The organism is Sorangium sp. So ce131, assembly GCF_051519095.1.
Lineage (GTDB): Bacteria > Myxococcota_A > Polyangia > Polyangiales > Polyangiaceae > Sorangium.
On the sequence record NZ_CP150455.1, the window covers coordinates 783,980 to 807,985 of the forward strand.

The 24,006-nt window shown below is 72.3% G+C and carries 18 protein-coding genes; 13 read left to right on the forward strand and 5 right to left on the reverse strand.

Annotated elements, in window-relative coordinates:
• Positions 1-21: 21 nt before the first annotated feature.
• The gene (locus WMF43_RS02905; RefSeq protein ID WP_437677394.1) at positions 22-870 is read left to right on the forward strand and encodes a Uma2 family endonuclease; all 849 of its coding nucleotides are present in this window, start codon (positions 22-24) and stop codon (positions 868-870) included.
• Between the two features lie 58 nt (positions 871-928).
• Here WMF43_RS02905 and WMF43_RS02910 read toward each other — a convergent pair whose 3' ends face one another.
• Positions 929-2,173 carry a class I SAM-dependent rRNA methyltransferase gene (locus WMF43_RS02910; protein ID WP_437677395.1) on the reverse strand — a complete coding sequence of 415 codons (1,245 nt, stop codon included), beginning with the start codon at positions 2,171-2,173 and terminating at the stop codon, positions 929-931.
• A 30-nt stretch (positions 2,174-2,203) separates the two neighbouring features.
• On the opposite strand from WMF43_RS02910, the gene WMF43_RS02915 reads away from it, so the two are divergent.
• From WMF43_RS02915 to WMF43_RS02930, 4 genes are all read left to right on the forward strand, one after another.
• Positions 2,204-3,274 carry a hypothetical protein gene (locus WMF43_RS02915; protein WP_437677396.1) on the forward strand — a complete coding sequence of 357 codons (1,071 nt, stop codon included), beginning with the start codon at positions 2,204-2,206 and terminating at the stop codon, positions 3,272-3,274.
• Positions 3,275-3,888: 614 nt separating this feature from the next.
• Positions 3,889-5,082 carry an FIST signal transduction protein gene (locus WMF43_RS02920; RefSeq protein ID WP_437677397.1) on the forward strand — a complete coding sequence of 398 codons (1,194 nt, stop codon included), beginning with the start codon at positions 3,889-3,891 and terminating at the stop codon, positions 5,080-5,082.
• 26 nt (positions 5,083-5,108) lie between these two features.
• A complete protein-coding gene (locus WMF43_RS02925) occupies positions 5,109-6,977 on the forward strand; it encodes a GAF domain-containing sensor histidine kinase (RefSeq protein WP_437677398.1) in 1,869 nt (622 codons plus the stop codon).
• 121 nt (positions 6,978-7,098) lie between these two features.
• Entirely contained in the window at positions 7,099-9,048 is a 1,950-nt protein-coding gene (locus WMF43_RS02930) for a 4-alpha-glucanotransferase (protein ID WP_437677399.1), read from the forward strand.
• Between the two features lie 21 nt (positions 9,049-9,069).
• Here the strand turns inward: WMF43_RS02930 and WMF43_RS02935 are convergent, their stop codons facing one another.
• Positions 9,070-10,566, reverse strand: coding sequence for a hypothetical protein (locus WMF43_RS02935; protein WP_437677400.1), 1,497 nt, complete (start codon positions 10,564-10,566; stop codon positions 9,070-9,072).
• Between the two features lie 270 nt (positions 10,567-10,836).
• Here WMF43_RS02935 and WMF43_RS02940 point away from each other — a divergent pair, with 270 nt between their 5' ends.
• From WMF43_RS02940 to WMF43_RS02975, 8 genes are all read left to right on the forward strand, one after another.
• On the forward strand, positions 10,837-12,567 hold the full coding sequence (locus tag WMF43_RS02940) for a serine/threonine protein kinase (RefSeq protein ID WP_437677401.1): 1,731 nt from the start codon (positions 10,837-10,839) through the stop codon (positions 12,565-12,567).
• Positions 12,564-13,550, forward strand: coding sequence for a hypothetical protein (locus WMF43_RS02945; RefSeq protein WP_437677402.1), 987 nt, complete (start codon positions 12,564-12,566; stop codon positions 13,548-13,550). Before WMF43_RS02940 ends, WMF43_RS02945 begins: the two co-directional genes overlap by 4 nt.
• Positions 13,551-13,947: 397 nt before the next feature.
• Positions 13,948-14,916: a hypothetical protein gene (locus WMF43_RS02950; RefSeq protein WP_437677403.1), complete on the forward strand. Its 969-nt coding sequence runs from the start codon at positions 13,948-13,950 to the stop codon at positions 14,914-14,916.
• Between the two features lie 40 nt (positions 14,917-14,956).
• On the forward strand, positions 14,957-15,733 hold the full coding sequence (locus WMF43_RS02955) for a thioesterase II family protein (RefSeq protein WP_437677404.1): 777 nt from the start codon (positions 14,957-14,959) through the stop codon (positions 15,731-15,733).
• Between the two features lie 184 nt (positions 15,734-15,917).
• Positions 15,918-17,564 carry a fumarate hydratase gene (locus tag WMF43_RS02960; RefSeq protein WP_437677405.1) on the forward strand — a complete coding sequence of 549 codons (1,647 nt, stop codon included), beginning with the start codon at positions 15,918-15,920 and terminating at the stop codon, positions 17,562-17,564.
• A 216-nt stretch (positions 17,565-17,780) separates the two neighbouring features.
• Entirely contained in the window at positions 17,781-18,098 is a 318-nt protein-coding gene (locus WMF43_RS02965) for a hypothetical protein (RefSeq protein ID WP_437677406.1), read from the forward strand.
• Positions 18,098-19,039, forward strand: a complete 942-nt coding sequence (locus WMF43_RS02970) for an alpha/beta fold hydrolase (RefSeq protein ID WP_437677407.1) — start codon at positions 18,098-18,100, stop codon at positions 19,037-19,039. The genes WMF43_RS02965 and WMF43_RS02970 overlap by 1 nt, the downstream gene beginning before the upstream one ends.
• Before the next feature lie 692 nt (positions 19,040-19,731).
• The gene (locus WMF43_RS02975) at positions 19,732-21,351 is read left to right on the forward strand and encodes a protein kinase domain-containing protein (RefSeq protein WP_437677408.1); all 1,620 of its coding nucleotides are present in this window, start codon (positions 19,732-19,734) and stop codon (positions 21,349-21,351) included.
• Between the two features lie 120 nt (positions 21,352-21,471).
• On the opposite strand, the gene WMF43_RS02980 is transcribed toward WMF43_RS02975, so the two are convergent.
• From WMF43_RS02980 to WMF43_RS02990, 3 genes are all read right to left on the reverse strand, one after another.
• Positions 21,472-22,101, reverse strand: a complete 630-nt coding sequence (locus WMF43_RS02980) for a superoxide dismutase family protein (RefSeq protein ID WP_437677409.1) — start codon at positions 22,099-22,101, stop codon at positions 21,472-21,474.
• Between the two features lie 213 nt (positions 22,102-22,314).
• Complete coding sequence (locus WMF43_RS02985; protein WP_437677410.1) at positions 22,315-22,890, reverse strand: hypothetical protein; 576 nt, start codon at positions 22,888-22,890, stop codon at positions 22,315-22,317.
• A gap of 165 nt (positions 22,891-23,055) precedes the next feature.
• Positions 23,056-23,961 (reverse strand): hypothetical protein, encoded by a 906-nt coding sequence (locus WMF43_RS02990; protein ID WP_437677411.1) that lies wholly within the window; start codon positions 23,959-23,961, stop codon positions 23,056-23,058.
• Positions 23,962-24,006: the final 45 nt, after the last annotated feature.

A 24,006-nucleotide genomic window follows, 5' to 3' on the forward strand; every position in this document is an offset into this window, starting at 1 on the left:
AGGGCACGTCATGATCGCGGCATGTCCGGGGCGACGGCATGGAAGGAACTCGTGATCCCGGTGGTCGACCGGCCCGATATCTCCGGGCTCGTCGTGGAGGACGACACGCCGGTGGACAACCTGCCTTCGGAGAAGCAGCAGCGCCTGCTGACGGAGAGCTTGTACACGAGCTGGGACGGGCCGCCTCCCTCGGAGGGCGAGCAGCCTCGTCCCTTCCTCGCGGCGGCGAACGTCGGGCTGTTCGCTTCCGTGAAGCGGCCCCCCCTGGTTCCGGACGTCTTCCTCAGCGTGGACGTCGTACCGGCGGAGCCGCGCTGGGCGAAGGAGAACCGGACCTATCTGTTCTGGGAGTTCGGCAAGCCGCCCGAGCTCGTCGTCGAGGTCGTGTCGAACCGCGAGGGCGAGGAGCTCGGCAAGAAGCGCCGCGGCTACGCGGCCATGCGCATCCCGTACTACGTGGTCTACGACCCGGCCAGGCACCTCGGCGACGCGGCGTTGCACACGTTCGAGCTGCGCGGCGATCTGTATGTGCCGATTCCGCCATGGTTCGAGACCCTCGGGCTCGGCCTGGTCGAGTGGGACGGCGAGTTCGAGGGGATGAGCGGCCCGTGGCTGCGGTGGAGTCGTGGGGACGGCACGGTCCTGCCCACGGGGGCGGAGCGCGCCGAGAGCGAGCGCAAGCGCGCCGAGAATGAGCGCAAGCGCGCCGAGGATGAGCGCGAGCGCGCCGAGAATGAGCGCAAGCGCGCCGAGAATGAGCGCAAGCGCGCCGAGAATGAGCGCAAGCGCGCCGAGGACGCGGAGACCCGCGCGCAGCGGCTGGCTGCGCGCCTGCGAGAGCTCGGCGTGGATCCCGACAGCGAGGCCTGACCTCGCGCGTCGCACCGCCCTAGCGCACCTGGCCGAGCGCGCCTCGCGCGCTCCCCCTTCACTCCAGCACCACGAATTTCAGGTACCGCCCCTCCCACCACGCCGGCAGCGTCGGGTGATCCTCCGGCTGCCCGTGGAGCGCGCGGACCCGCAGGTCGTCCCGCTCCAGGGTCGCGTCGTCCAGCGTCCCCAGGAAGTCCTCCATGGAGATGTGGCTCGAGCACGACGCCGCGCAGAGCACGCCGCCCGGCTCGAGCACGCGCGCGACCGCCGTGTGCAGCCTCCGGTACGCGCCGAGCGCGCGCGGCTTGGCGCGCTCGCTCGGCGCGAAGCTCGGCGGATCCGAGACGATGAGGTCGTACCGGTCCCCGCGCGCGCGCGCCTTCTCGAGGAAGTCGAACGCGTCCGCCGTCACGAACTCGTGCGCCGCAGGATCGACGCCGTTCTCGCGGAAGGTGCGCTGCGCGGTCGCGTGCGCGGCCGACGCGGAGTCGACCGACGTGACCCGGCCCGCGCCGCCGAGCGCCGCGGCCACCGAGAAGCCCCCCGCGTAGCTGAACAGGTTCAGCGCGCGCCGGCGCCCGGCCGCGAGCGCGCGCACCCGGGCGCGGTTGTCGCGCTGATCGAGGAACGCGCCCGTCTTCTGCCCGCGCGCGAGGTCGACCTCCATCGCGACCCCCAGCTCCCTCACCACGACGCGCTCCGGCAGCGGCGGCCCGTGCAGGTGCGCGAGCTTCTTCCCCTCCGCGTCCCCGCCCCCAGCCGGCGCGCGCAGGCCGATCGAGCGCACCCCGCGGGCGCCCAGCGCGCGCGCGAGGTGGGGGAGCAGGCGCTCGATCCACGGCGCGAGCAGGCCGCCGTCGAGGCGGACCACCGCGACGCGATCGTACCGATCGATGACGAGCGACGGCACCCGGTCCCCCTCGCCGTTGCACATCCGGTACGCGGTCGTGTCGCGGCCGGCGAACCAGCCGTCGCGCAACGCGAAGGCGCGCTCCAGCCGCTCCGCCATGGCGCGCTCGTCGAGCGCCGGCGCCTGCGTGCGCTGGAAGACGCGGACGGCGATCGGGGAATCGGCGTCCCAGAGCCCTCGCCCTAGGAACGGCGCGCCCTCGGCCGCGAGCTCGATCACCTCGCCCGACGCGGCGGAGACGGCGGCGGCGGCGACGGCGCGATGCGCGCGCGCCCCCCGGCCGAGAGCGCTGGCCGCGCGACCGGCGGCGCCCGCGACGCCGTCGCGGTAGACCCACGGGTGGCCGCGGCGCACGGCGGCGGCGGCGGTCGCGGTGAGATGGACCCGCATCGACCCCGCCTAGCACGGTAAGCTCGCAGCGTGCTGCACCGAGTTCTCTCGATCGGCTGGGCCTGCTGCGCGGGGCCCCTGCTCGCCGCCGCGGCCGGATGCACGCAGGATCACGACCTGCTCGCCAGGGATCCGCCGACCGCGGCGAGCGCCTCGGGCAGCGGAGGCGGCCCGGACGCCGCCGGGAGCGGCGCGACGACCACGGGCGCGGGCGGCGGCGGCAACGTCGAGCCGCCGGGGCCGACGGAGCTCACCGTGGTGAACGGCGTGAGCGACTACTACGCCATCCGCCTCTGCTTCCTCGCCCACCCGGGCGGCACCGGCGCCGGCGTGGACCCGTGGCCGAGCGTCGCGGGCCTCGGGTTCGCCCGGGCCAGGGTGATCGAGCCGCTCGGCTCGACGATCCCCGAGGGGACGAGCGTGCGCGCGCACGCGATCGCGGGGGACCTCCGCGCGACGGATGGCCTCGACTGCGCCGAGATCCTCGCCCTCGCGGCGGAGCCCGGCGCCCCGGTCCTGGCCGCGGCGCTGCCCGTGCTGCCCGCGTCCGTGTTCACCGAGGAGAAGAGCCTCCTCCTCGTCGCCACCGGGTGCCTCGGCGGCGTGGCGCACACGCACGAACAGGAGAAGCAGGCCTGCGGCGACGCCTACACGATCGACACGCCGACCGCCGGCCTCGTCGCCGTCGCCATGTCGCGGCGGACGACCTTCGAGAGGATCGGGCTGCAGGTCGCGCACGCGAGCGCGGGGACGCCGGTCGTCGACGTCCAGCTCAACCTCGGCCAGAGCGGGGCGAGCGGCCTGACGCTCGCGCAGGCGCTCTCGTTCGGCGCGATCGCGCCGCTCCCGCCGTTCTCGGGGCTCGCGCGGGGCGATCTCGGCGCGCTGGAGCGGCTCGCCGTCGAGACGTACGACCCGCTCGAGGCGAAGGTGACGTCCTCGGTGCCGATGGCCGAGATCCTGGCGAACGGCGATATCACGGCGACCAGCGTCGCCGACGGCGCCGGGTTCGTGCTCGTGGCCGTCGGCGCAGCGCCGGGGACGGCGCGCGGCGGGTTCTGGAACGATCTGACGTACACGCTGCTGAGGGCGGATCCATGAGCCTGGCCGCAGGGGAACGGCGCAGCGACGGCGCGCGGCGCCCGAGGCCCCACCACGCTTCGTTCGGCTGCGCGCGGCGTCGCGCTGGTCCGAGGGAAACCCCCTAAATGCGGCAAAGTGGGAGGAACATTGGTCATTCCTCTCCGCCTTCCCGCCTTCCTGTTCCACATCTCACCGCCATTCCGCTGCGGCGAACCGCGGTGATTCCGCCTTGGGCATGAATGCTCTCTCCGGAAGGGCGCAATCGCTCGGAGTGTGCTGCGTCTCGAGGCCCGCGGCGCGTGAGCCCTCGAACCGAGCGCCTCTCGGCGATCTGCGCGGGGCGAGGCCCGGGCGTCCCTGACGAGCTTGCAGGGCACGTCCTCTTATTGAAGGATAAGGATTCTGCCCCCTCCGATCCGGGGCGGCGCCCTCTCCTCCGCAGGTCTGCTCTTCGCTGAATCGTCCGCGGCTCTGCCCGGCTTTTCGTCTGGGAGCGCGCCCGGGAAAATCGTGAGTTGCTCGCGAGGTGGGAGCGCCCTGTACGGATGATAAGATCGAGAATTGCGCGCCGTGACGATCGGGAGGATCTCCAGTATAACGCGAGTGCCTAATTTCTCAGGGGGGAAGAAGAGATGGCGACACACGTATTTGTCGGAGCGAGCTCCACGCCGGATCCAAAGAAGGCTGCGTCGGAGTCCGTCGCGGCCGCGCTGCGCGAGTCGGCGCGATCCGAGCGCGCCGCGCGCCCTGCGTTCGCGCTGGTCCTGTCGACGGATCAATACGACGCCGACGCGCTGGCAGCGGCCGTGACGAGCGAGCTGCCCGGGGTGCCCTGGGCGGGGTGCTGCACGGCGGGGGTCTTCGCGGGCAGCCGGTTGCTCCCGCAGGGGCTCGTCGTGGGGCTGGTCGTCTCCGAGTTGGTGCGCGTCGGCGTCGGCGTCGCGCAGGCGGTGAGCCAGGGCGGGCGGCGCGCCGGCGTGCTCGCCACGTCGCGCGCCCTCGAGGGGTTCCCGTCGGCGGTCCCGCCGGGGTGGAGCCGCGCGCTGCTCGTGCTGCCGGACGCGCTCACGGGCAACGCGGCCGACGTCGTGCGCGGCGCGGTCGAGGTCGGCGGGACGGGCGTCGTCTGGGCCGGCGGCGGCGCGGGCGACAACCTCCGCTTCATGCGCACCGCGCAGTTCGCCGGCGGGCGCGCGTACTCCGACAGCGTCGTCGTGGTCGCGATCGACTCGCCGGCGCGCATGGCCACGGGCATCCGCCACGGCTTCCGGCCCTACGGCCCGCCGACGATGGTCACCCGCGCCGAGGGGACGACCGTCGTGGAGCTCGAGTACGAGGGCGCGTTCTCGGTCTACCAGCGCACCGCGCGGGTGCGGGGGGAGCAGGTGAACCTCGACGGCTTCGCGGCCTTCGCGATGACCCACCCGCTCGGCATCCCGCAGGCCGACGGCGAGCACGTCATCCGCGACCCGCTGCGCGTGGTCGCGCCCGGCGGGCTCTACTGCGTCGGCGAGGTCCCGGACGGCTGTCTCATCCGCGTCATGGAGGGCGACCCCGGCGGCCTGGTCAGCGCCGCGCGCGAGGCCGCGGTCACGGCGCGCGAGGCGGTGGCCGGGCCGATCGCCGGCGCCTTCGTGTTCGACTGTATCTCGCGGTGCATGATGCTCGGCGACACCGTCCGCGACGAGCTGACCACCTTCGAGAGCGAGCTCGGCGAGCGCGTCCCGGTCATGGGTTGCTTGACGTTCGGCGAGGTGGGCGCGCTCGGCCGCGGGGTGCCGCAGTTCCACAACAAGACCGCTGTCGTGTTCGCGCTCGGCGCGTGAGCGCCGGAGCGGCTGGAGCCCTGCCCATGGCGAGCGATGAAGATCTCGAGATCCAGGAGGAACGGCTGACGCTCCTCAGCGTCCTCCAAGAGCTCACGGTCGCAGCGCTCGACCTCTTCGATCCGCGCCGCTCGATGGCGCTCTTCCTGGAGCGGCTCGCCGAGCGGATGAGCTGCGTCGCGGTGCTCGTGCTCGTCTCGCCGACCCCGTCCGCCCCGCGGCTGCTCGACGCGGCGGGGCTGTCCGCGAGCTCGCGCGCGCTGCCCATACCGCCGCTCGACCCGGCCGCGGGCGAGCCCGGCGGCGAGGGCGGGGGCCTCTGCCTGCCTTACCCCGAGCTCGCGCGGCCGGGGCTCGTGACGTGGCATTTCTCGCTGGAGGGGCAGGGCGACAGCGGCGCCTCCACCCTGATCCTCTGCTTCGAGGGCGAGCCGGCGTTCGCGCCCCAGTACCGGGGCATGATGCGCCGGCTCGCGGGCATCTTCCGCACGGCGCTCGTGCACCGCCTGCTCTACGCCCGCGTGCTCGAGAACGAGCGCGACCGGGCGCGGCACCTCGCCGCCGCGGAGGCGGGCCGCGCCGCGGCCGAGGCGGCGCAGCGCCGCGCCGCGTTCCTCTCGGAGGCGAGCCGCTTGCTCTCCAGCTCGCTCAACTACGAGGCGACGCTCGTGCGCGTCGCGCGCCTGCCGGTCCCGTTCGTGGCGGACTGGTGCATGGTCGACGTCATCGAGCGCGAGGGCATGCTCCGGCGCGCGGTCGTCGTGCACGCCGACCCCCGGAAGAGCGAGCTCGCGCGGCTCCTCGAGGGCCCGACGCCGATGGACGCGGTCATCCCGTCCGGCGTGGCGCGCGTGCTGGAGACGGGCGAGGCGGCGCTGTGCGAGGTCGCGGCCGCGTCCGTCGCCGCGCCGGGCGAGCTCGCGCCGCGCGACACCGAGCCGCCCCCGTCCGCCAGCGAGGCGCTCCTCCGGGAGCTCGGCCTGCGCCGCTACATCGCCGTGCCGCTCGTCACCCGCGGCACGATGCTCGGGGTGCTCACCATCGCCTCGGGCCGCGACGACCTTCGTTACGGCGTGGACGACCAGGCGCTCGCCGAGGACCTCGGGCGGCGGGCCGCGCTCGCGATCGACAACGCGCGGCTGTACGAGAGCGCGCAGCGGGCGATCCGCGCCCGGGAGGAGCTCGTGGCGGTGGTGTCGCACGATCTCAAGAGCCCGCTCGCGACCATCGTCATGAACACGAGCCTCCTGCGCCGCAAGCTGCCGAGCGCGGACGAGGCGCCCGACCTGCGGCGCCCGGTCGAGCGCATCCAGAAATCGGCCGATCGCATGAGCCGCCTCATCCGCGACCTGCTCGATCTAGCGAAGCTCGACGGCGGTCACATGTCGATCCAGCCGGTGCCGCACGACGTCGCCGGCCTCCTCGGCGACGCCCTCGAGCTCCTGCGCGAGGAGGCGGCGGAGAAATCGCTGCGGCTCGAGCACGGCGTCGAGCTCGGCGTCGACCGCGCGCTCTGCGATCGCGATCGGATCCTGCAGGTGATCGCCAACCTCGTCGGCAACGCGATCAAGTTCACCCCCGCGGGCGGCGAGGTCGCGATCCGCGCCCAGCCGTGGGGCCGGGACGTGCTCGTCTCGGTGAGCGACACCGGCCCGGGGATCCCGGAGGATCAGCGGGCGAGGATCTTCGAGCGCTACTGGCAGGCGAAGGAGACCGCCCACAAAGGCACGGGGCTCGGCCTCTCGATCGCGAAGGCGCTCGTCGAGGTACACGGCGGGCGGATCTGGGTCGAGAGCAAGGTGGGCGAGGGGAGCACGTTCTTCTTCACGTTGCCTGCGGCAGAGGCCGCGAGCGCGACCGCGGGAGTCGCGGCGGGCACGCGCCTCGGGGCCTGACGGCGCCAGACGGAGACGGCGCGGCGCCGCGGCGAAGCGGCCCAATCCAGCGACCGGGGCAAAACGTCTCACCTCAAAGGGTCCTTGGCGGGCCAATCTCTTCATCGCTATACCTACCGCGATGAACGACGCCGGGAACAAAGAGGGCCATGGGAAGCGGACGCAGGTTCAAGGAGGAGAGGACGAGCGGGCGCTGGTGAGGTCCGCGCTGGAGCTCCTGGGCATCCGCAACTTCGTGCTCGCGATCCACGACCCGAGCTTTCCTTCCGACGACGCGGAGGACACCGGGCGCGGGTCGCCGTATACCGAGGGCGGGCACCGATTCCTCCGCTTCGCCCGCGATCTCGGGTTCAACGGAATCCAGCTCGGGCCTCAGGGGGAGACGTCGGCCGACAACGCGTCTCCTTACGACGGCACCATCTTCTCGCGGAGCACGCTGTCGATCGCGCTCGCCCGGCTCGCGGAGGACGGCCCGTGGGGCGCGCTCCTCGGGCCCGGGTCGGTGAAGCGGATCGTCGCCGAGCGCCCCCGCGGCCGCGAGGAGCGCGCGTCGCACGGCTATGCGCACCGCGCGCAGCGGGCCGCGCTGCGGGAGGCGTTCTCGTCGTTCGTGGGCCGGCGGCAGCGGGGCGAGCTCGGGGAGCTCGCCGCGCGCTTCGAGGCGTTCAAGCTGCGGAACGCGGCGTGGCTCGAGCGGGACGCGCTCTACGGCCCGCTCTGCGAGGAGCACCGGAGCGGCTGGTTCCACGGCTGGTCCGGCGCGCCGGAGCTGGATCGCCGCCTCTTCGCGCCCGGCCCCGGCGAGGTGGTCGCGTGCGAGGAGCGCCGGCGAGAGCTGCTCGCGCGGCACCGCGACGAGGTCGAGCTCTACGCCTTCTGCCAGCTCCTCGCGCACGAGCAGCACGCGGCGCTCCGCACGGTGACGGCCGATCTCGGGCTCAAGCTCTATGGCGATCTGCAGATCGGGTATTCGCCTCAGGACGCGTGGGCTCACCAGTCGGTGTTCCTGAAGGGGTATCTCATGGGGGCGCCGCCGAGCCGGACCAACCCGGAGGGCCAGGTGTGGAACTATCCTGTGCTGGATCCGGCGCAGTACACGGACGCCTCCGCCGGCGCGCTCGCCCTGGTCCGGGCGAGGATGGACAAGATGTTCGACGAGTTCGACGGCGTGCGCATCGATCACCCGCACGGCCTCGTCTGCCCGTGGGTCTACGCCGCCGACGCGCCCGAGCCGCTCCGCGCCGTGCAGGGCGGGGCGCGGCTCTTCTCGTCGCCCGATCTGCCGGATCACCCGCTGCTCTCGCGCTACGCGATCGTCTCGCCGGCGCAGCTGAACCGCGCGGTGCCGCGGTACGCGGACGACTGGGTCGCGTCGCTGACGCCGGAGCAGGTCGGGCGCTACAGCGTGATCTTCGACACCATCGCGGCCTGCGCAGCGGCCCGCGGGCGCGCCACCACGGACATCGTGTGCGAGGTCCTGAGCACGATGCCTTTCCCGCTCAAGGCCGTGCTCGAGCGGCACGGGCTCGGGCGCTTCCGGGTCACGCAGAAGGCCGATCTCGACAACCCGAAGGACGTCTATCGCAGCGAGAACGCCGGGCCCTCCGACTGGATCATGGTGGGGACCCACGACACGCCGCCGCTCTGGAGGCTGCTCGACGCGTGGGAGCGCTCCGGCGCGCTGGAGCGGCAGGCGGCCTACCTGGCCACCCGCCTCGCGCCCTCGCCGGCCGAGGAGGGCGCCATGGCGCGGGCGCTCGCGTCCGACCCGCGGGCGCTCGCGCAGGCCAAGCTCGCCGACCTGTTCGCGAGCAAGGCGGCGAACGTGATGGTGTTCTTCTCCGACCTGCTCGGGCTGAAGGAGGTCTACAACGCCCCCGGGACGATCAGCGACGACAACTGGTCGTTGCGGGTGCCTCGCGATTACGCGCGGACGTACCCGGAGATGCGCGCGCGCGGCGCGGCCATGAACATTCCCCGCGCGCTCGCGCTCGCGCTGCGCGCTCGGGGAGGCGCGGAGTCGGAGGAGCGCCGCCAGCTCGCCGCTCGGCTGGAGGGCCGGGCGGGCTGAAGGGCCGCGGCGGCTGCCCGGTCATTTCGGGCTCCACACGGCCCACTTCCCCGACGTCGCCCAGGTGTCGCTTTCGTCCCTGAAGGCGCCCACGAACGCGGCTCCCTTGTCGAAGAAGTCGGCCGGCGGCTCCGCCGCGTTCTCCGTGAGGGGCGTGGCGGGGCCGAAGACCGGCGCCGAGGGATCGAAGCAGCTCGGGATGCCGGGGTCGGCCTCCAGGTTCTTCCGGACAGCGTCGCTCAGGAAATCGATCTCGTCGAAGCCGTCGTCGTCATCCGCGAGGATGCCTGTCCCGCCGTCCACCTCGGCGTAAGCGAGGTTGTTCACCAGGTTGCCCCAGAAGATCGAGCTCGAGACGCTCGGGGCGGTGTCCGGGTCGCGCACGTCGAGGCCCGACTCGAAGCCCATGACGACCGTGTTGACGATGTTCGCCTTCGTCGCCCGGCGGAGGAGGACGCCGTACTGCTCCTTGTCCACGTCCACGCCCTTCCCGCAGAGCGTCGCGTTGTAGATCGTGGGCTCGCTGCGGGGCTCGGGCGGCGGCGCGAGCGCGAGCGGATCGTTGTCCCCCTCGAAGCCGTTCGTCTCCTCAGCGACGCTCGGGTCCTGCTGCGCGACGAGGAACTGGAGCTTGCCGCGGTAGCCATTGTCCCAGTCGAAGGCGTCGTCGCCGCTGTACTGGCAGGCGAGGTGCTTGGCGTTCACCGTGCCTCCGAAGAACTCGAAGCAGTCGTCGGACACGTGCCGCACCTGGACGAAATCGATGATCGTCCCCCGGCCGACGCCGCCGAGGGTGAGCCCATTGATCTCGTTGTTCGGCGCGAGCTTCACGCCGGAGTACTCGATGCGAACGTACTTGAGCGTGCCGCTCGTGTCGTTGTCGTCGATCCCGCCGTACTGCCCGCCGCTCGTCAGGCCCTCGATCTGCCCCGGGACGCGCGCGCCGTCCGCGTCCACGTGGTTCGTCGGCGCGTTGCCGAGGAGGATGACTCCCCCCCAGTCCCCGGGCCCGCGGTCCTCCGGAGGTTTGCCGCTCGTGAACACGATGGGCTCGTCCCTCGTCCCCACGGCGATGAGCCTGGAGCCGGGGTGCACCACGAGCGCGGCCGGGACCTGCGGGTTCGTCTCGCCGCGGATCGTCGTGCCCTTCTCGATGGTCAGGCTCGCCCCCGCCGAGACGTGCACCAGGCCCTTGAGCAGGTAATCCTTGTCGCACCGGAGCGTGAAGTCCTCCGTGATCTCGCCGGTGATCTCCGCGATCGGCTTGTCGGGCGCGGCGCACCCTCCCGCCGCGCCGCCGCCCTCGCCGCCCCCCGGCCCGCTCGACGCCGGGACGCAGACGTTGTCCACGAGGTCGCAGGCGGCGCCGGGGAACCGCGCGCAGTCCGCGTCCGAGCTGCATTGCTCGCTCCGGCGCTCGACCACGAGCGAGCACGCGAGGGCGCCCGTGGCGAGGGCGCCCGCGGCGAGGGCGAGGGCGGCGGCAGGTGAATCGATAGGACGGCGCTTCGGGTTCATTTCAATGACCTGAGTGCAAAGAGGGCTGTTTTGTCGTCTCGAGATCTCTGCCGATCCGAGCCCCGCCGGCCGCGCGGTCTCCGCCGCGGAGGCGGGGCGTCACCCGGCGGCTCGCGCGGGCCGGCCGGCTGGAGAGCGGCTGAAACAGACCCGGAGAGAGCATCGTGGGGTATTCGCGCGAACGTAACGTGGCGGTTGCATTGAAGTAACAGACTAGGGGCATTCTACCATCTGGTATTCCCCTCGGGGGATCGATCCGGCCCAGATCGAATGAGCGCTCCCAGCGACCCCCACGGCTTGCGGAAATATCGCCCCATCGCCGAGATCGGCAGGGGCGGCATGGCCGACGTCTGCCTCGCGGTCGCGCAGGGGCCCGCGGGGTTCAACAAGCTCGTCGTGCTGAAGCGGGCGCGGGTCGAGCTCTGCGAGGACGCCGATATCCTCGCCATGTTCCTCGACGAGGCGCGCCTCGCGGCCCGGCTGAACCACCCGAACGTCGTGCAGACGTACGAGGTCGGCGACGACGGGGCGCGCTTCTTCATCGCGATGGAGTACCTCGACGGCCAGCCGCTCGGCAGCCTGCGCGCGCGGGTGGGACACGGCAACGTGCCGCTCCCGCTCCAGGTGCGCGTCCTGTGCGACGCGCTCGCCGGTCTCCATTACGCGCACGAGCTGCGCGATTTCGACGGGACGCCCATCCGCGTGGTCCACCGCGACGTGAGCCCGCAGAACATCTTCGTCACCTACGACGGCGTGATCAAGGTCGTCGATTTCGGGATCGCCAAGGCGGCCGACTCGCTGTCGGAGACGCGCACCGGAATGCTCAAAGGAAAAGTGTCGTACATGTCCCCGGAGCAGTCGCGCGGAGAGCGCGTCGACCGGCGCTCCGACGTCTTTTCCGTGGGCGTGATCCTCTGGGAGGCGATCACCGGGAAGCGCATGTGGAAGGGCCACAACGACCTCGCGATCCTCGGGCGGCTCAGCCTGGGCGAGCTCCCGAGCCTCAGGGGCGAGGTGCCCGACGTCGACCCCGAGATCGAGCGGATCTGCCTGAAGGCGCTCGCGCCCGCGCTCGAGGACCGGTATGCCACCGCGGCCGAGCTGCAGGGCGATCTCGAGCGCTGGCTCGTCGAGCGCCACAAGGTCATGAGCGCGCGGGAGCTCGGCGCGTTCGTGGCCAGCCGGTTCGCGGAGGACCGGGCGCGGATCCAGCAGGTCGTCGAGGAGCAGCTGCGCGACGTGCGCTGGGCCGGCGGCCCTTCGAGGAGCACGCTCCCCGACCTGCCGAAGCTCGGCGCTGGTCCGACGTCGATGACCCCGACCTTGACCGCGCCCACGGTCGCCCGCCCCTCGGACGCGAGCTCGGTGGTGCCTTCGGTGAGCGCCACCGGGCGGAAGGAGGGCGCTGCGCGTCCGGGCCGCGCATGGCTCGCGCTCACGGCCGCCGCCCTCGTCGCCGTGAGCGTCGCCACCATCGGCATCCTGCGCGCGCAGCCCTGGAGCCGCCCGGCCGGGGAGCGCCGCGAGGTGCCGGCCGCCGCGCCGCCTCCGGCGGACCCTTCGCCCGCGCGAGACGAGGCCATCTCCCTCGTCGTCCGCGTCTCGCCCGCCGACGCGAAGGTCTCGCTCGACGGCTCGCCGGTGGCGGTCGGCGCCTACGAGGGCCGCCTCGCCAGGGATGGCCGCGCGCACGTCGTCCGCGCCGAGGCGCCGGGCTTCGTTGCGCACGAGGAGAAGGTCACGGCGAGCAACGACCTCTTCTTGAGCCTCGCGCTGAAGAGCGAGCCGGCCGCGCTGCCGGGAAGACCCGCCCCCGTCGCCCGGAGCGCACCGGCGATCCTCGCCGCGACCCCACCTGCGGTCGCCGCGCCGGCGTCGCCTGCGTCGGCCGCGCCGGAGCCGCCAGCGTCCGCCGCGCCGCCGTCCGCCGCGCCCGCGTCGCGGCCTGCGGAGCAGAAGCCGAGGCGCGGAATCGACCTGGAGAGCCCCTACGCCCGATGACGACGCCGAGAGCCCTCGCCCTCTGCGCCGCGATCGCGCTCAGCGCGCCGCTCGGCGCGCGCGCCCAGCCGGCCGACAGGACCGCGGAGGCGGACGCGCGCTTCCGGCGGGGCGTAGAGCTCTATAACGAGGCCGATTACATCGCGGCGCTCACCGAGTTTCGCCGCGCCTACTCGCTCGCTCCCGCCTATCAGGTGCTCTACAACATCGCGGGCGCGTGTTATCAGCTCAGGGACTACGCCTGCGCGCTGCGCGCCTTCGAGGGGTACCTCGATACGGGCGGCGCGCAGATCGCGGCCGGCCGGCGGGCCGAGGTCGAGCGGGACATCGCCGTCCTGCGGAGCCGCGTCGCGACCGTGGCGCTCTCGACCTCGGCGCCCGGCGTGGAGATCTCGGTCGACGACGTACCGGCTGGCAGGACGCCGCTCGCGGAGCCGCTGCTGATGAGCGCCGGGCGCCGCCGCATCGTCGCCGAGGCGGCCGGCCGCCCGCCCGTCACGCGGGTCATCGAGGTGGCCGGCGGCGATCGGGTGGAGCTCCGGATCGAGCTCCCCCCCGCGCCAGCCCCGCAGGCCGCCGGCGACGGCGCGCGCCCCGCTGCGGCGCAGCCGGGCGCCTCGGTCGACCGCGCCCCGCGCCCGGAGCGGAGCGCGCCCGTGTTCCCCTGGATCGCGACCGGCGCGCTCGCCGCGGGGGCCGCGGTTACCGGCGTCCTCGCGCTCGGCGCCTCCAGCGACCTCGAGGCCGCGCTCGGCGAGCTCCCCGGCGACGCCCGCGCGATCGAGCGTGAGCGGACCAGGACCGCGACCCTCGCGCTCACCGCCGACGTGCTCGCGGGCGCCGCCGTGATCGCCGGCGGCATCTCGCTCTATCTCACCGTCGCCGGCGGCGGCTCGCAGCGCGGCGACGGTGAGCGCGCCTCGTCCCCGGCGACGCGGCTCGCGTTCGGTCCGGGATCGCTCCGTCTCGTGGGCACCTTCTAGGGCCGAGCGCGCGCCTCGACGCGCGCTCACCGGGGCGCCGCGGCACGAGGCGCCGCGACGCGGTGACCCTCGCGACACGGCGATCCTGAAATGTGACGGGAGCGGCGTAGGAGACGCCCTTGGCGAGAAGTGGTGCCCGCCGGCGCGCGCGGACGGCGGACGACGGCCTGGCGGCGCCTCGCCCGCCCGATCCACCCCGACGCACGGCGTCGCACGCGCACGTTCGCGGCGCGCGGTGCTGCGGTCAAAAAGCTTGCGTCCAGCCCGCTGGAGCTGCATTGATCCGAGCCATCGCTCCGGCTGATGGGCCGCGCCCGCGACGCGGCGGGCGGCGGTGCGACAAGGTGCTCGATCCCCCGCAAGGACCTCGAATCCAGCACGAGATGGGAGCCCTCAGGTGAGCACGATCAAAGCGTCTCTTGGCATCCTTGGCACCCTAGGCACGCTCTTCTTCATGCTCTCCTCGGCTGCACCCGCGCTGGCGCAGGAGGAGCGGAAGCCGCCCATTACGGACAAGACGAAGGAGCGTTGGGCGAGGACCCAGGGAGGACGGTTCGCGATCGAGATCGACGTCCTCAGCTCGTACCAGGAGCAGCTCGCGGCCGTGGATGACGACCCCGACACGGTCGAGGTCGCGGAGTCGAGCCGGCTCGGCGTCGCCATCACCGCGGTCGCGCAGTACAAGATCTTCGCGGGCCTCCACCTCGACGCGGAGATGCCGTTCGTGTACGGCAGTGTCTCGGGCCGCCAGTCCACCGATCTGTTCGGCGAGCGATTCGAGAGCCGCGGGGAGTACAGCAGGTTCTTCCTCGGCAACCCCACGATCGGCCTCCATTACGCCGGAAACCTGCTGCCCAGCCTCGCCGTCTTCGGCGGCATCAGCGGTACGATACCGCTGCACCCGCAGGCCAGCTCGGGCCTGCGCGTCTCCGCCGTCGCCAATTTCCCGGCGCGGGCCTACTTCGATACGCACCGCGTGCTGCTCGGGCACATGTCCCTCCGGGCGCGCATCGGGACCGAGATCCGCCTGGGTCAGGTGCTGTACCTCACCCACGATCTCGCGACCCAGCTCTCCGTTCCGACCCGGGACGAGGGGAACACGAAGTTCGTGCTCGAGCAGGGCAACGAGTTCGAGTTCCGCCCGTTTGGGAACTTCGGCCTCGGCATACGCCTCCAGGCGGCGTTTCCCATGTCGTCCAGCAACTCTGCCCAGCTGGCGGCGGAGCCGTTCGTCGGCTGGGAGCCGTCCGTGAAAGGCTCTTTCACCCGCGTGGGCGCGCTGGTGGCGCTCGACGACGATCTCGGCTTTGGCCTCGACCCAGGGAAGGTGGCCACCATCCGCGTCGCCCTGGGCAGCAAATGGTGAGCCGCCCGCGCCCGGCCGGGCGAGCTCCACGGAGCAAGAGATGAAGCCCACCGGATCCTCGAGCGCCGACGTGTGGGTCGGCCTTCCGCGGCCGAACCCTGATGCCCGGCTCCGCCTCTTCTGCTTCCCGTACGCCGGTGGGGGCGCGTCGAGCTACACCACCTGGTGGCGCGAGCTTCCGGCGAGCGTGGAGCTCTGCACGATCAAGCTCCCCGGCCGGGAGACGCGGATGAACGAGCGGCCCTTCGAGCGCCTCACGCCGCTCGTCGGGGCCCTCGCGGCCGCGGTCGAGCCCTGGCTGACGAAGCCGTTCGTGCTCTATGGCCACAGCCTCGGCGCGCTCGTGGCCTGCGAGCTCGCGCGCGCGCTGCGCCGCCGGGGCGCTCCGCTCCCGCGCCACCTGCTCGTATCGGGCCGGCGCGCGCCCCACCTGCCGAGCGGCGAGGCGCTCCACACCCTGTCCGACGCCGAGTTCGTGATGTGGCTCCGCCGCATGGGCGGCACCCCCGACGAGGTGCTGCGCGAGCCGGAGCTCCTGGAGCTCTTCCTGCCCGTCCTCCGCGCCGACATCGCCGTCAACGAGGCCGAGCCGTTCGTCGCCGAGGCCCCGCTGGATTGCCCGATCACGGCGTTCGGGGGCGTCGACGACGAGCGGGCGAGCCCAGCGGATCTCGACGCCTGGCGCGAGCTCACGCGAGGGCCTTTCCGGGTCGAGATGTTCCCCGGCGGCCACTTCTTCCTGCGGAGCGCCCGGGGGCCGTTCCTGCGGTCGATTTCAGCCGTCCTCGACGACGTCGCGCGCGACCTCCCCGGCTGACGGCCGGCCTCCGCTGGGGGGCGACGGCGGCGCCCACAGGCGAGCCGCGCGGCGGCGCGGGGCGCGGCGCGCGGAATCGATCGGCAATCGACCTGCAATCGATCTGTAGTAAAGGATTGAATCCGCAGCTGCCGCGCGTCCGGAGCAGCCTCCCCGCACCCGGAGCGCACCCGGAGACCGAACGATGACCGATTTCCAGTACCAGGACATGCTGCCCCTCGGCCACGACGAGACGGCCTACCGCCTCGTCAGCCGGGATCATGTCTCCACCTTCGAGGCCGCCGGCGCGACCTTCCTCAAGGTCGAGCCGGAGGGGCTCACCCTGCTCGCGCGCGAGGCCATGCGCGACATCGCCCACCTCCTCCGGCCCGGGCACCTCGCGCAGCTCGCGCGCATCCTCGCCGACCCGGAGGCCTCGTCGAACGATCGCTTCGTCGCCCTCGAGCTCCTCAAGAACGCGAGCATCGCCGCGGGCGGCGTGCTCCCGTCCTGCCAGGACACCGGCACGGCCATCGTGATGGGCAAGAAGGGCCAGCTCGTCTTCACGGGCGGCGGCGACGAGGCGGCGATCGCGCGCGGCGTCTTCGACACCTACCGCGCGCAGAACCTGCGTTATTCGCAGCTCGCCCCGCTCGACATGTACAAGGAGGTCAACACGAACGACAACCTCCCTGCGCAGATCGAGATCTTCGCGACCGACGGCGACGCCTACAAGTTCCTGTTCATGGCGAAGGGCGGCGGCTCGGCGAACAAGAGCTACCTCTACCAGGAGACCAAGGCGCTCCTGAACCCCGAGAGCCTGCTCTCCTTCCTCGAGGCCAAGATCCGCGCGCTCGGCACGGCGGCGTGCCCGCCCTACCACCTCGCCATCGTCGTCGGCGGCACCTCGGCCGAGCTCACGCTCAAGGTCGCGAAGCTCGCCTCGGCGCGTTACCTCGACACGCTGCCCGCCGAGGGCAACGCGCGCGGCCGCGGCTTCCGCGACCGCGAGCTCGAGCAGAAGGTCCTCGAGCTCGCGCAGCGCACCGGGATCGGCGCCCAGTTCGGCGGCAAGTATTTCTGCCATGACGTGCGGGTCATCCGCCTGCCGCGCCACGGCGCCTCGTGCCCTGTGGGCATCGCCGTCTCCTGCTCCGCGGACCGGCAGGCGCTCGGCAAGATCACGCGCGAGGGCATCTTCCTCGAGCAGCTCGAGACCGACCCCGCGAAGTACCTGCCCGATCCGACCGAGGCGGAGCTCGAGGGCGAGGTCGTGAAGGTCGACCTCCGCCGCCCGATGAGCGAGATCCGGGCGGAGCTCTCGAAGTACCCGATCCGGACGCGGCTCTCGCTGACCGGACCGATGATCGTCGCGCGCGACATCGCGCACGCGAAGATCAAGGAGCGCCTCGACCGCGGCGAGGGCATGCCGAGCTACATGCAGGAGTTCATGGTCTACTACGCGGGTCCGGCCAAGACCCCGGCGGGTTACGCCTCGGGCTCGTTCGGGCCCACGACCGCCGGCCGCATGGACGCGTATGTCGACCTCTTCCAGGCGAACGGCGGCAGCTACGTCATGCTCGCCAAGGGCAACCGCTCGCCCGCGGTCACCGCCGCTTGCAAGAAGCACGGCGGCTTCTACCTGGGATCCATCGGCGGCCCGGCCGCGCGCCTCGCCAAGGATTGCATCAAGAAGGTCGAGGTGCTCGAGTACCCCGAGCTCGGTATGGAGGCGGTCTGGAAGATCGAGGTCGAGGACTTCCCCGCCTTCATCGTGGTCGACGACAAAGGCAACGACTTCTTCGCCGACATCAACAAGCCGACCGGCCGCAAGCTCGAAGTCGCCGGCTGATCCCCGGCGCCTCGCGTGGGCGCAGAGGGCCAGTCTCTCCGCGCCGGACATCCCTGCTCCGTACACGTCATTCTCCAGGGGCGGCCTGAGGCGAAACGTCACACCCGGGGCGTCCTTGCCCCCGCGCTGGAGCGGCGCGGCACGGCGCGTGGTCCGCGGGTCTGCGTTCGGATGAGGCACGGTCCGTGCTTCGGGTCCGGAGCGAAAGGAGCTCACATGGCAGTTCGCCCCGAAGACACGGCGCCCCACGGCCAACCCGATGCCGAACACCACCGCTTCGAGGATCGACACGGCGGTCCGGACGGGGTCCGCCACCATCTGGAGGAGGAGCGCATGGAGAGGCTGGTGCACGCCGCGCTGGAGGCGTCCGAGCAGGCCAAGCGCGAGAAGCGGCGCGACGAAGGCCGGGACGGCCCGGCGCACGACGCCGGCGCTGCGCCGCGCCCGGCGCCGGCGAGGACGGCGAGGACGGCGAGCCTCGTTGACATCGAGCGCGCGGACAACGAGGGCATGCTCGCGACGGGGGTGGACTGATGGCAGCGCGCGCCCTCAGCCTCGACACGGTCGTCGATCGGCTCACCCCGGCCGCGCTGCGCAAGACCGAGCGCGCGCCGCTCGCCCCTGCGCTCGACGCGGAGGTCCGCCACGTCGACACGTGGAGCGCGGGGCGGCTCGCGTACTATGTGGACACGCGCGCCGCCGGGCGCCCCGTGGTCCTGCTGCACGGGGTCGACGCCGCCGCCTCCTCGAAGGAGATGGCGCCCCTCTTCGACGCCCTCCGCGGGGAGCGCCCGGTCTACGCGCTGGATCTGCCGGGCTTCGGCCTCTCGGAGCGCGCGGATCGCCCCTACGATCGCGAGATCTTCCGCGCCGCCGTGCGCCGGTTCCTCACGGACGTCGTGCGGGCGGACGGCGGCGCCGACGTGGTCGCGCTCTCCCTCTCGTCGGAGTTCGCCGCCGCGGTGGCCTGCGAGGAGATGAGCCTCGTTCACAGCCTCGTGCTCCTCTCCCCCACGGGCCTGGGTCGCGAGGCGCCCGGCGCGAGCGCGGTCCTGCGCGCCGTCTCGCGGGTGCCGCACGTCGCGGAGGCGCTCTTCCGCGTGCTGGTCACCCCGCCCAGCATCCGCTGGTTCCTGCGGAAGAGCTTCGTCGGCGACCCGGATCCCGGCCTGGTCGAGTACGCGGTCGCCACCGCGAAGGAGCCGGGCGCTCACCGCGCTCCCCTCGCGTTCATCGCCGGCGACCTGTTCACCGAGGATGCCTTCCAGCGCCTCTACGCGCGCCTGCCCGTCTCCACCCTCGTCCTTTACGATCACGACCCGCACGCGCGCTTCGACCGCCTCGACGCGCTCGTCAAGCAGAACGCGCGCGTGCAAGCCGCTCGCGTCGCGCCGACGCGAGGCCTCCCTCACTTCGACCGGCTCGACGCCACCCTCCAGGCCGTTCGCAACTTCTGGGCGCAGGACCCGTGGTAGACGCCGCGGCGTAGATGCCGCGCGCCCGGCGCGGCGTCTGCGCCGTGAGCTTCGCCCTCCTGCCGGGTTGGCGGCGAGGGAGGTGGTCATCCCATTACCGGCTCTCGCCCGGCGGTCGTCGCTCGGACAGCTGGGGCCACCCACCCAGGGCAAAATCCGTCTGACGTAGACGGGCCATCCCCTTGACTTCGCGCACGAAACAGCTTGGATGAGCGGCGGCGCAACGCGCCCGCCTGTGCGCGGCTCGCCGCGACAGGTGTTGCAGGCACCATCACGGACTTCCTTCTCTGGCAGCCAGCGCGCGCTGCATCCGCTCCGGGCCGCGGCAACGCTGCACCCGGCGCGGGGCGCCGTTCGTGGAGCGTGGCGCTGAGGCCTTCGAAGAGGGCTGTGACCGGATCAACCCAAGGCGTCGAAGCAGAGTTGTGTACGCGTCATTACAGACTTCATGGGGCGACCTCCGGCAACTGGTTAGCCCCACCACATCTGCTTCGTCGACCGGGAGCTCGTGCAAACGAGGGCCGGCCGGACCGACGCGTCACACCACGAGGAAGCGCTGCGCCAGAATGCTGCAACGCGACGATGGTGCGACGCGGCATATGATCACAGTGTCCGCGGAGTGTTTCCGAAGATAAAAGGCTTTGCAAACTCTCGGTCAACGGAGTAATTAAGCTCTTATAGCGGGGGATGTCGTGAATGCAGGCGGCCAAACCATCTCCACGACCAAGCAAGCGAGTAATAGCTTGCTTGGGCGATACCGCCTGATTGCAAAATTAGGCCGCGGTGGAATGGCGGATGTCTTCCTCGCCGTTTCCCGCGGACCTGGCTCCTTCAACAAGCTCGTCGTCGTCAAGTGCCTCCGCGTCGGCATGGCGGAGGACCCGCGTTACGTCCAGATGTTCCTGGACGAGGCGAAGCTCTCGGCCCGGCTGAATCACCCGAACGTCATCCAGACGTACGAGACGGGGGGTGAGAGCGGCGGTTACTTCATCGTGATGGAGTACCTGGAGGGCCAGCCGCTCAAGGACATCGTGAGGGCGGTGGTGAGCGGCTGTACCGGCTCCGCGCGCTTCACGCGCGCTGCGTGGGTCAGGATCATCGCCGATGCGCTGCGCGGGCTGCACTACGCGCACGAGCTCACGGACTTCGATGGCCGGTTGCTCGGCGTCGTCCACCGCGACGTCTCCCCGCACAACATCTTCGTCACGTACGACGGCGTGGTGAAGATCGTCGACTTCGGCGTGGCGAAGGCGGCCCTCAACGAGGCCCACACCGAGAGCGGGACGTTCAAGGGCAAGATGGCGTACGCCGCGCCCGAGCAGGCGATGGTGAGCCAGGACGTCGACCGGCGGGCCGACCTCTTCGCGATCGGCATCGTGCTCTGGGAGCTGCTCGCGATGCGGCGGCTCTTCGACGGCGACCATGTCGCCGTGATGCATCAGCTGCTCTCGCGGGACATCCCGCGGCTCTCGACCGTCGTGCCGGACATCGACCCGGAGCTCGAGGGGATCGTGGCGAAGGCCCTCCAGCGCGACCCGGACCGCCGGTTCGCCACCGCGCAGGAGATGGGCGACGCCCTCGAGAGCTACCTCCTCGCCTCGGGCGAGGACATGCGGACGGAGCTGCTCGGCGCCAGCGTCCTGGAGATGTTCGCGGAGAGCAGGGCGCTCGTGCGCCAGCAGGTCACCACCCAGTTCGAGTACCTCTCGGCGGCGGAGCTCGCCGGCGACGCCCCGCGCGCCTCGATGGTCGGCGAGATCCCCCGCGCCTCGATGGTCATGGGGATGACCCGCTCCATGTGGCCCTCCGCCACCGCGCTGGGGCTGCCGGTCCTCAGCGATCACAGCAGCCCCGTCAACCAGCAGCCCGAGCCCCCGGCCGTCGATCCTGACAGCCTGGGCGCGACGGTGGGGCGCGTCTCGCCCTGGCGGCAGCGCGGGTACCTCGCGTCCGCGCTCGGCGTGGTGGCGCTGCTGGCCGCGGGGACCGTCGCGATGCTCCGCGGGCGATCGGCGGAGCCCGTCTCCTTGACGGACCCTCCTCCTACCGTGTCCCCGGTCGAGCAGGCGCCCACGACGCCCGTGTTGAAGGCCAAGGTCACGATCAAGAGCGATCCCTCGGACGCGACCGTGAGCTGGAACGGAACCGTGCTCGGCAAGACGCCGCTCACCCTCGACCTGCCTCAGGGGATGCAGATCGTCGTGGTGTCCAGGGCCGGCTCCTTCGACGAGAGCCTGTTCCTGGCGCTGTCGCCGTCGGATGTGGTCGAGCGTTCCGTCACGCTCCGGCCGCAGCAGGTCTCGCCGAGGTAGCGGCCACGCTCCCTGGTGGTCCGGCGACGCGCCGCGCTGGCGGGTCGCCACGCGGGGTGACGTCGGCGGGTGCGCTGAGCCCCCCGCCGACGAGGGGAGACGGTGCGCCCCAGCGAACGATCACTGCAGGTCGATCACCCCGCAGCCGATCCGGCCGCCCGCGCTCGGGTCCGCCGCGGCGTGCACGACGATCGCGAACTGCGTCACGTCGTTGGGGCCGTCGTCCCCCACGGTCCAGACGTCCGTCCCGCGCGTGACCGTGTGCGTGCCCGTGCCGCGCGCGTCGCAGGTGAAGCTGCCGAGGCCCTCTCCGTTGGGGACCCAGTGGTCGCCCGCGTCGTTCGCGTTGTTCGCGCAGCTCTTGTTCTCGTGGATGTGAGCGGAGTGGTCGCCTTCGGGGCAACCGGTCACCGACAGGACGAGCGTCACCTCGTCGCCGACCTGCGTGAAGGTCGCGGTGCCGGTCAGCTCGCTCGAGGCCGTCGCCTCGAGCTGCGCCACGGCCCGCGCGGCCTCGCCGCCGCCGCTTCCGCCGCCGCCGTCATTGGCGGCCCCGCCGCCCCCGCCGCCGCCGCCGCCCGACGTGGAAGCGCTGCTCGTCGACGCGTCGCCGCCGGAGCCTGAGCCGCTCGCGGACGAGGAGCCCGTGGTGCCCGTCGCGTCGACGGGCGACACGTCGTCGTCTCCGCACGCCGGCAGCACCATGATTGCGCAAAGGGTGAACAACGAGAGATTCAACCACCGTGACATGGGTCTTCCTTTCCCGGCGCGGTCCGAGTGGGCAAAACGTTGTCCACTGGACGCCGCCAAGCGATCGACGGCACGAGTATGTCCCAACCCGGCGCACGTCAAAGGAACTCGGCGGAGAAAGCCAGGAAAAGAGCGCCTTGCCGCCGGCGCGCGACGGATGAGCCCGCGACGCGGGGAGCCGTGCATCTCCGCAGCGGGCGCCGCGTGCGCGGGTCAACCAGGGCTGAGCGCCGCGAGCCTCGCGGTCGCTTCGGCGGCGCGGCGATCGTACTCGCGACCAAGCCAGTCGAGGAAGCCTCGATCCCAGGGAGGGGCGCCAGGCCAGCTCGCGCGGATGCGGTCGGCGAGCTCGATATCCCACTCGCCATAGAGCGCCACGAGCGCGTCATGCGCCCTGCGGCCAGCCAGGGCCTCTGCGTCGCCCCGAGACTCGCCGCCGTGCGCGAAGGCGTCGTCGCAGACGTAGTAATTGCATGTCGCCGCGCGCCGCGAGGGCGGGATCGTGCAGCCCTCGGGGCCGTGGAAGGCGCACCGCTTCGGGAGCGCCTGGCCGCCTTCGCCCTCGGGCGCGACGCGAAGGATGAGCAGGCCGCGCCGGCCCGGGCGCAGGGTGCCGGCCGCCATCTGCTCGAGCAGCCAGCCTGCGCCGCCCAGCGACACGATCCTCCCGATGTCCGACCACTCGACGCCCGGCGGGCTGGCGCAGCAGCCGGTCGGCCCCTGCGGGCAGGCGCTGCACAACGTCGCGTGCACGCGTGTATGTGCGCCTGCGAGCTCCAGCCGGATCATCGCCCCTCCGGCGCTCCAGGATAACGGCGCGCCCCGCGGCGTCCAGCGACGCCGGCGCGCCGAGCGCGCCCGCTGGCAGCCGCGCCGGCGCGCTCCGCGGCGCGCGGGCGCCGCCGCGAGCGGGCGCGCTGGACGCGCTCCGCTCGGGCGCCGCGCCGCCCCGGCTCACCACACCTGCGTCAGCGTGACTCCGCTCGTCGACGCGGCGATCTCGGTGTGTGAGCGCGTGAAGAGCGCGAATCCGAGCGTGCCGGCGGCCAGCACGCCTCCCGCGATGAAGCTGGCCGCGCCGAGATCGCGCGCCGTATACATGGTGTCCTCGTACCGGAGGGCCTCTTTGCAGGCCGGCGCGATGAGCCGAAGGCAGTTGTTGCCTCCCACGCCGCGCGCGATCTCGTCGCGATTCACCTTCGCGTCGTGCGACACCACCATCAGCACGCCTCCGAGCGCCAGGAAGACCGTCGAGGCCGCGATGCCGCCGACGAGGAGGCCGGTCCGCAGCGACGAGCCGGGCGGCGCGTCCGAGAACGCAGGGCCCTTCGTCGCCGTCGGCCTGAGCGCCGGGGCCGTCAGGTCGAACCGCACTTCGCGGAGCTCTCCGCGGCGGACGTCCACGCCGACCCTGGCGGCGGCGCCCTTCAGCGTGGCGGCGATGAGGTGGTGTCCCGGGTCGACGGGAACGGGCTTGTCGTCGATCACGACCGGCTCGCCGTCGAGGGTGCAGGCGGCGCCCGCGGGGGCGATGATGCGGAGCTCGCCGACGAGCTGCCGAGCGCGCGCGAGGTCGAACAGCCGCGACTCATACAGCTCGCGCTCCTGCGGCGTGGTGGGCTGCCGCATGATCTCTTTGCAGAGGGACAGCCAGCGAACGGCGGCCGGCGCGTCGCCGATCCGGTAAGAGAGCGCTCCGATGTTGCAGGCGGCGACCTGAGATCGCTCCATGTTCCAGACCGCCTGCCACATCTCCCGCGACTCCGCGAAGCGGCCCTCCTCCTGCGCGGCGTTCGCCTGGGCGCGCAGGCGGGTCGCGGCGTCCTGCACCGGCTCGGCGCGGCCAGTCGATGCGCTCACCAGAAGGGCGACGGCGCCAAGCAATCCCAGGCCGACTCGCGACAT

What these genes read in the sequence shown, in the direction of transcription:
- WMF43_RS02925 (WP_437677398.1), top strand. Translation starts at nt 5,109, where the DNA reads ATGGCGAGCGATGAAGATCTCGAGATCCAGGAGGAACGGCTGACGCTC.
- WMF43_RS02945 (WP_437677402.1), top strand. Translation starts at nt 12,564, where the DNA reads ATGACGACGCCGAGAGCCCTCGCCCTCTGCGCCGCGATCGCGCTCAGC.
- WMF43_RS02935 (WP_437677400.1), bottom strand. Translation starts at nt 10,566, where the DNA reads ATGAACCCGAAGCGCCGTCCTATCGATTCACCTGCCGCCGCCCTCGCC.
- WMF43_RS02905 (WP_437677394.1), top strand. Translation starts at nt 22, where the DNA reads ATGTCCGGGGCGACGGCATGGAAGGAACTCGTGATCCCGGTGGTCGAC.
- WMF43_RS02985 (WP_437677410.1), bottom strand. Translation starts at nt 22,890, where the DNA reads ATGATCCGGCTGGAGCTCGCAGGCGCACATACACGCGTGCACGCGACG.
- WMF43_RS02955 (WP_437677404.1), top strand. Translation starts at nt 14,957, where the DNA reads ATGAAGCCCACCGGATCCTCGAGCGCCGACGTGTGGGTCGGCCTTCCG.
- WMF43_RS02980 (WP_437677409.1), bottom strand. Translation starts at nt 22,101, where the DNA reads ATGTCACGGTGGTTGAATCTCTCGTTGTTCACCCTTTGCGCAATCATG.
- WMF43_RS02965 (WP_437677406.1), top strand. Translation starts at nt 17,781, where the DNA reads ATGGCAGTTCGCCCCGAAGACACGGCGCCCCACGGCCAACCCGATGCC.
- WMF43_RS02910 (WP_437677395.1), bottom strand. Translation starts at nt 2,173, where the DNA reads ATGCGGGTCCATCTCACCGCGACCGCCGCCGCCGCCGTGCGCCGCGGC.
- WMF43_RS02920 (WP_437677397.1), top strand. Translation starts at nt 3,889, where the DNA reads ATGGCGACACACGTATTTGTCGGAGCGAGCTCCACGCCGGATCCAAAG.
- WMF43_RS02940 (WP_437677401.1), top strand. Translation starts at nt 10,837, where the DNA reads ATGAGCGCTCCCAGCGACCCCCACGGCTTGCGGAAATATCGCCCCATC.
- WMF43_RS02930 (WP_437677399.1), top strand. Translation starts at nt 7,099, where the DNA reads ATGAACGACGCCGGGAACAAAGAGGGCCATGGGAAGCGGACGCAGGTT.
- WMF43_RS02960 (WP_437677405.1), top strand. Translation starts at nt 15,918, where the DNA reads ATGACCGATTTCCAGTACCAGGACATGCTGCCCCTCGGCCACGACGAG.
- WMF43_RS02970 (WP_437677407.1), top strand. Translation starts at nt 18,098, where the DNA reads ATGGCAGCGCGCGCCCTCAGCCTCGACACGGTCGTCGATCGGCTCACC.